Source organism: Halorubrum tibetense (assembly GCF_042661865.1).
Taxonomy (GTDB): domain Archaea; phylum Halobacteriota; class Halobacteria; order Halobacteriales; family Haloferacaceae; genus Halorubrum; species Halorubrum tibetense.
This window is the reverse complement of sequence record NZ_JBHSWW010000187.1, coordinates 1-4,876: the sequence shown is the minus strand read 5'-3', so window position 1 is coordinate 4,876 and position 4,876 is coordinate 1. Positions and strand designations below refer to the sequence as shown.

Genomic DNA, 4,876 nt, shown 5'->3' with positions numbered 1-4,876 from the left:
CGGGTCGTCCCGCGGCGGCGTCGGGGAGCGGGGCCGGAACCGCCGCGGGCAACGCTGTCGAGAGCGGTAACGGCGAGGACGCGGTGACCGACGCGCAGGTCCGTGCGGATATCGAACGGGAGCTGGAGGACGCCGAGCTGACGTGGGGGGGCGTCGAGCGGTCGGAGACGCGTCGGCTGGAGCTCGACACGAGCGACGTCGACGACGTCGACATCGACAGCGACGCACTCGCGGGGTCGGCGACGGAGACTCGGACAACCTCCGGCACCGTCAACGACGCCGTCTCCCAGCTCAAGGGGTTACAGGGCGGCGAGCAGAACACCGCCAGCGGCGCGGGGACCGACGACCAAGCCGCCGCGCTGCGTGAGCTCCGCGAACAGCAGCAGGCAGAGGAGATGGCCGAGGCGGACGACGAATCGGTCGTCGATCGGATCCGTGGGGTGTTCAGGTAGCCGAGTCGAAAGCGGTCGAGGTCCGACCCGCACATCGTCTTCTTATATACACCCGGTCACCTATCGACCACTGTGTCACGCGTCACGGTCCGTATCGATCCGCACGTCCACTCCGACGACAGCTACGACGGCCACGAACCGGTGGAACTGATCTTGGAACACGCCGCGGACATCGGACTCGACGCGGTCGTGATCACCGACCACGACACGATGGGCGAATCGCTCCGCGCGGCGGCGCTCGCGCCGGAGTACGGGCTGATCGGGATCCCCGGTGTCGAGGTATCGACCGCGCACGGTCACCTGCTCGCCATCGGCGTCGATCGGATGCCGCCGCGTCGCGAGTCGTACGCGGACACCGTCGCCTGGATCCGCGAGCACGGTGGCGTCGCGATCGTGCCCCACCCGTTCCAGCGGTCCCGCCACGGCGTCCGACGACGGGACATCCCGGTTCCGGAACCGTCGGTGAACACGGAGCGATCGGGCGGGACGGCCGCGGAGAATGAGAGGGTAGAAGTCGAGGCGACGACCTCCAGTGCAAGCACCGATCGATCGGGTGCCTCGGAGACCGCCGCCCCGATAGAGATCGACGCGGTCGAGGTGTTCAACGCGTGGCTGTTCACCGGGTACTGGAACCGCCGCGCGCGACGGTTCGCGGCGAAACACGGCTACCCGGGCGTCGCCGCCAGCGACGCACACCACCTGAACTACGTCGGCCGCGCGTACACCGAGCTGACCGTTGAGGGGCGCGACCGCGTCGCGGACGTGACCGCGGACGACGTGCTCGCGGCGATCCGTGCGGGAACCACGAGCGTCAGCGGGAAGCGTGCGCCCGTCCCGATGGCGGCGAAACACTACGTCACCGCCGGGGTCCGAAAGTCGGGTTACGCCGCCCGGACCGGGACACGACGCGGCGTCCGAGGCGTGACCTACGCCATCCGGGAGTCGGCGTCCATCGCCCGCGTCGCCGGGTACCAAGCGATCCAGCGGGCGAGCCGGGCGGCGTCGTGGCTGTTGTAGCCGATTCTCGTCAGTCCCGGACGATCCGTGTCTCGCCGTCCGCAACGACGACGTCGAGGCCGTGTTCGTGGACGAACGCCGCGGTGTAGTCGGGGACGACCCGTTCGGCCGCGAACCGCGCCCGCAACAGCGGGATCGTGTCCAGTAGGTCCGCACGCGTCGCCAGCCCGGGGAGGCTCTCGACGAACTCCACGTCGAGGCCGGCGTCCCGACCGCGGTTCGCGAGCGTCGGTAGCGCGGGCGCTTCGAACGCGCCGTCGAAGTCGATCGGCTCGGTGAAGCCGGCGTAATGGACCCGGCCGCGGGTCGATGGGCCGAGTACGACGCCGTTCGTCCGGAGTTTCATCGCCGCCGCGTCGATCAGGGTACGCGAGAGCAGCGCGGTCCGCGGCGTGACGACCGCGACCGAGTCGGCTCCCTCCTCGCGAAGCAGGTGCGTGACGGTGTTGCCGGCGCGAGCCCCGAACGACGAGCCGACCTGTCGCTCGAACCTGGCGTCCTCGGTGCCGCCGAGCGTGTCCGCGACCAGCGCGCGGAGCTCGGCCTCGGGTGGGGTGTCGGTGCGGTGAGACTCCGGGATAGTCTCCTCGTCGGGGTAGTTGACGAGCAGGTCGCCTCCCGACCGGTCGACCGCGAGCACGGCGTCGCGAAACGCGGCCTCGTACAGTTCGGCGGCCTCGGCGGTCGTCAGCGGCGTCGATTCCGCCAGTTCGGTCGCGACGAGCCCCTCGCGGGGCGGGTTCGCCAGCACGACGACGACGGTCATACCCGAACTGAGTCGCGGCGCAGCCTTCAAGCCGCGGTTTCGGGTCGACGGGAGAACGGTGTCGCGCGGCGAGAGGCGTTCGGCGTCCGCTCAGGAGAAGTCGCGGCGCATCGCGATCTCGAACCAGGGGCACAGGCGGAGCTGGCGGTACAGCGCCGGGTTCTCGTGGAGGTGGTCGTAGTCGACCCAGAGTCGACCCCCGATCTCCTCGTCGTCGGGATCGAGCGTCGTGTCCTGGAGCGTGACCTTCAGTACGGCACACACCTCCCACTCGACGCCCGCGTTCGGGTAGTAGCGCTTGTACTCGAACCGGTCGGTGACACGGAGGTCGTCGTATTGGTCGGGCGTGATGCCCAGTTCCTCTTCGAGCCGCTGTTCGGTCGCGTCCTCCTGTGACTGCCCCTCGACGGGGTGAGAGGCGACCGTCCCGTCCCAGTGGCCGTCCCACAGCCGCTTGGTGGGGGCGCGCTGGGCGAGGAGGATCCGCCCGTCGGTGTCGAACACGAGACACGTGAACGCGCGGTGGCGGATCCCGTCGCCGGTGTGGGCGTCGAGACGATTGACGGTTCCCTGCTCGTTGTCGTCGGGATCGACGGCGATGACGTCCTGTGCGGCGTTCGCGTGGTCGATGTCGGCGTCGCTCACGCTTCCCTCCGGATCGGGCGTCCCGGTGTCCTCGGAGCTCATACGGCGTTCGTCGCTCACCAGCACTAATAACTGTTCGATACGCCGGCGAGGGCGGCCGTGTTCGAAACGGCCGAACGGTTCGACGCGCTTAAACGGCTGCCGCGGGTATCTAACGGGGATGAGTGACCCGGCGCTCGACGTTGTCGAGTTCGTGTTGACCACACACTTCTACAGCGAGAACCGCGACCTCGACGAGAACGACCTCCCGCCACGGTTTCGGCGGGTGTTCTGGTCGGCCGACGCGGCCGATGACGCCCCAGGCGGCGTCGAGCGCCCGCTAACGGCGACCGACGAGACCGCCCGGACGGCGACCGGCGTCGAACGGCCATGGGACGCCGTCTCCGACCTGCTATTCACCCAGCGCACGGAGTTCTCCGGCGAGATCACGATCACCCAGCCGGAGATGGCGATGGAGTGGTATCAGGACCACGCGGACGCCGACCGGATCGCGTCGAACCCGACGCTTGTCGCGACGTTCGAAGCGACGGACGGGTTCGATGCGCCGGTCGACCACGAGACGGCGCGGGCCGATGTCCGTCCGATACAGGCCGACCGCGTCTGGATCGACGCGCTCCTCGAGGAGTACTTCGACGAGGACGAAGACGAGGACGCCGAGATGCTCGATCTGGTCAACATCCGAGCGCCGGAAGAGATCGAGACCACGCTCGCCGACCTCGTGTTGACCGGCGACCAGGAGGAGGAGATCCAGAAGATCGTCAAGGCGATCGAACACCGCGAGTACCTGGCCAGCATCGGGCTCCGCGAGATCGGCAAGCTGCTGTTCGTCGGCCCACCGGGGACCGGAAAGACCACCGTCTCCCGCGCGCTCGCTCACGAGCTCGGCGTCCCGCTCGTCGAGGTGAAGATGTCGATGATCACGAGCCAGTACCTCGGCGAGACGGCCAAGAACGTCGAGAAGACGTTCGAGGTCGCGAAACGACTCTCGCCGTGTATCCTCTTTATCGACGAGTTCGACTCCGTCGCGAAGACTCGGCGCTCGGACGAGCACGCCGCGCTGAAACGCGCCGTCAACACCCTGCTCAAATCGATCGACGAGGTATCGCTCGTCCGCGACGAGGTGCTCCTGATCGGAGCGACGAACCATCCCGACCAGCTCGACGCCGCCGCGTGGCGACGGTTCGACGAGATCGTCAACTTCCCCAAACCCGACCGGGACATGCGCGCTGACATCCTCCGTGTCGTCACTCGTGAGATGGACATCGCCGACTTCGACCCGCAGGTCGTCGCCGAGCGGACGAGCGGCCTCACCGGCTCGGACCTCCGGATGGTGCTTCGCGAGGCGGTGTTGGGCGCGCTCACTGAGGACCGGATGACGATCACCCAGGCGGACGTGATGGCGGCCGTCGAGGATTTCGAGGAGCGGGACAACCTCAAAAACATGGACATGATCGACGGGGAGGGCGCGGAGCTGCTCGGCGAGACCGACGACGCTGGCCACGACCACGGCGCCGGCCACGACCACGGCGCCGGCCACGACCACGAGGGGTCACGCGACCACGGGGACGCCGCCGGCGACGCCCAGGATCACGCACACCCGCAGGACTGACTACGGGACCGATCTCGGGTTACCGCTCGACGCTCGCTCACGACCCGTCCTCCAGCACGCCAGCGACCGTGTAGCCGAAGCCGCGGTCGACGACCGCGGCATCGAAGCCGGCGGCGTCGAGATCGGTCGAGAGCGCGTCGGGCGCGAGGAACTGCGAGTCCATGCCGATCGCTCGTTCGGCGGCTGCGAGTCCCCGGCCCAGCGGGTGTGTCGGGTCGAACTCGCGGATCACGAGGACACCGCCGGGCGCGAGGACCCGAGCGGCCTCCAACAGCGCCGCCCCCTGGTCGGGGAGATGATGGAAGGCGTCGACGACGAGCGCCGCGTCGACCGCGTTGTCGCGAAACGGGAGTCGCCCTGCGTCGCCCGCGACCCCCGACAGCCCTC

At 68.9% G+C, this 4,876-nt stretch carries 5 protein-coding genes and 1 pseudogene; 3 read left to right on the top strand and 3 right to left on the bottom strand.

The genetic code is table 11. From position 1 onward, the window contains the following. A pseudogene (locus tag ACFQEU_RS11415) lies at positions 1 to 452 on the top strand (DUF7139 domain-containing protein); the annotation flags it as partial. 72 nt (positions 453 to 524) lie between these two features. Further along, positions 525 to 1,469, top strand: coding sequence for a CehA/McbA family metallohydrolase (locus ACFQEU_RS11410; RefSeq protein ID WP_379782223.1), 945 nt, complete (start codon positions 525 to 527; stop codon positions 1,467 to 1,469). Positions 1,470 to 1,479: 10 nt separating this feature from the next. Here the strand turns inward: ACFQEU_RS11410 and ACFQEU_RS11405 are convergent, their stop codons facing one another. Both ACFQEU_RS11405 and idi read right to left on the bottom strand, forming a co-directional pair. After that, on the bottom strand, positions 1,480 to 2,235 hold the full coding sequence (locus ACFQEU_RS11405; RefSeq protein WP_379782221.1) for a hypothetical protein: 756 nt from the start codon (positions 2,233 to 2,235) through the stop codon (positions 1,480 to 1,482). Positions 2,236 to 2,325: 90 nt separating this feature from the next. Continuing rightward, the gene (gene idi, locus ACFQEU_RS11400) at positions 2,326 to 2,922 is read right to left on the bottom strand and encodes an isopentenyl-diphosphate Delta-isomerase (RefSeq protein WP_379782219.1); all 597 of its coding nucleotides are present in this window, start codon (positions 2,920 to 2,922) and stop codon (positions 2,326 to 2,328) included. A 118-nt stretch (positions 2,923 to 3,040) separates the two neighbouring features. Between idi and ACFQEU_RS11395 the strand changes: the two genes are divergently transcribed. After that, positions 3,041 to 4,489: an ATP-binding protein gene (locus ACFQEU_RS11395; RefSeq protein WP_379782217.1), complete on the top strand. Its 1,449-nt coding sequence runs from the start codon at positions 3,041 to 3,043 to the stop codon at positions 4,487 to 4,489. 37 nt (positions 4,490 to 4,526) lie between these two features. Here the strand turns inward: ACFQEU_RS11395 and ACFQEU_RS11390 are convergent. Further along, positions 4,527 to 4,876: class I SAM-dependent methyltransferase (locus ACFQEU_RS11390; RefSeq protein WP_379782215.1), on the bottom strand; the 350-nt coding region annotated here is incomplete at its 5' end.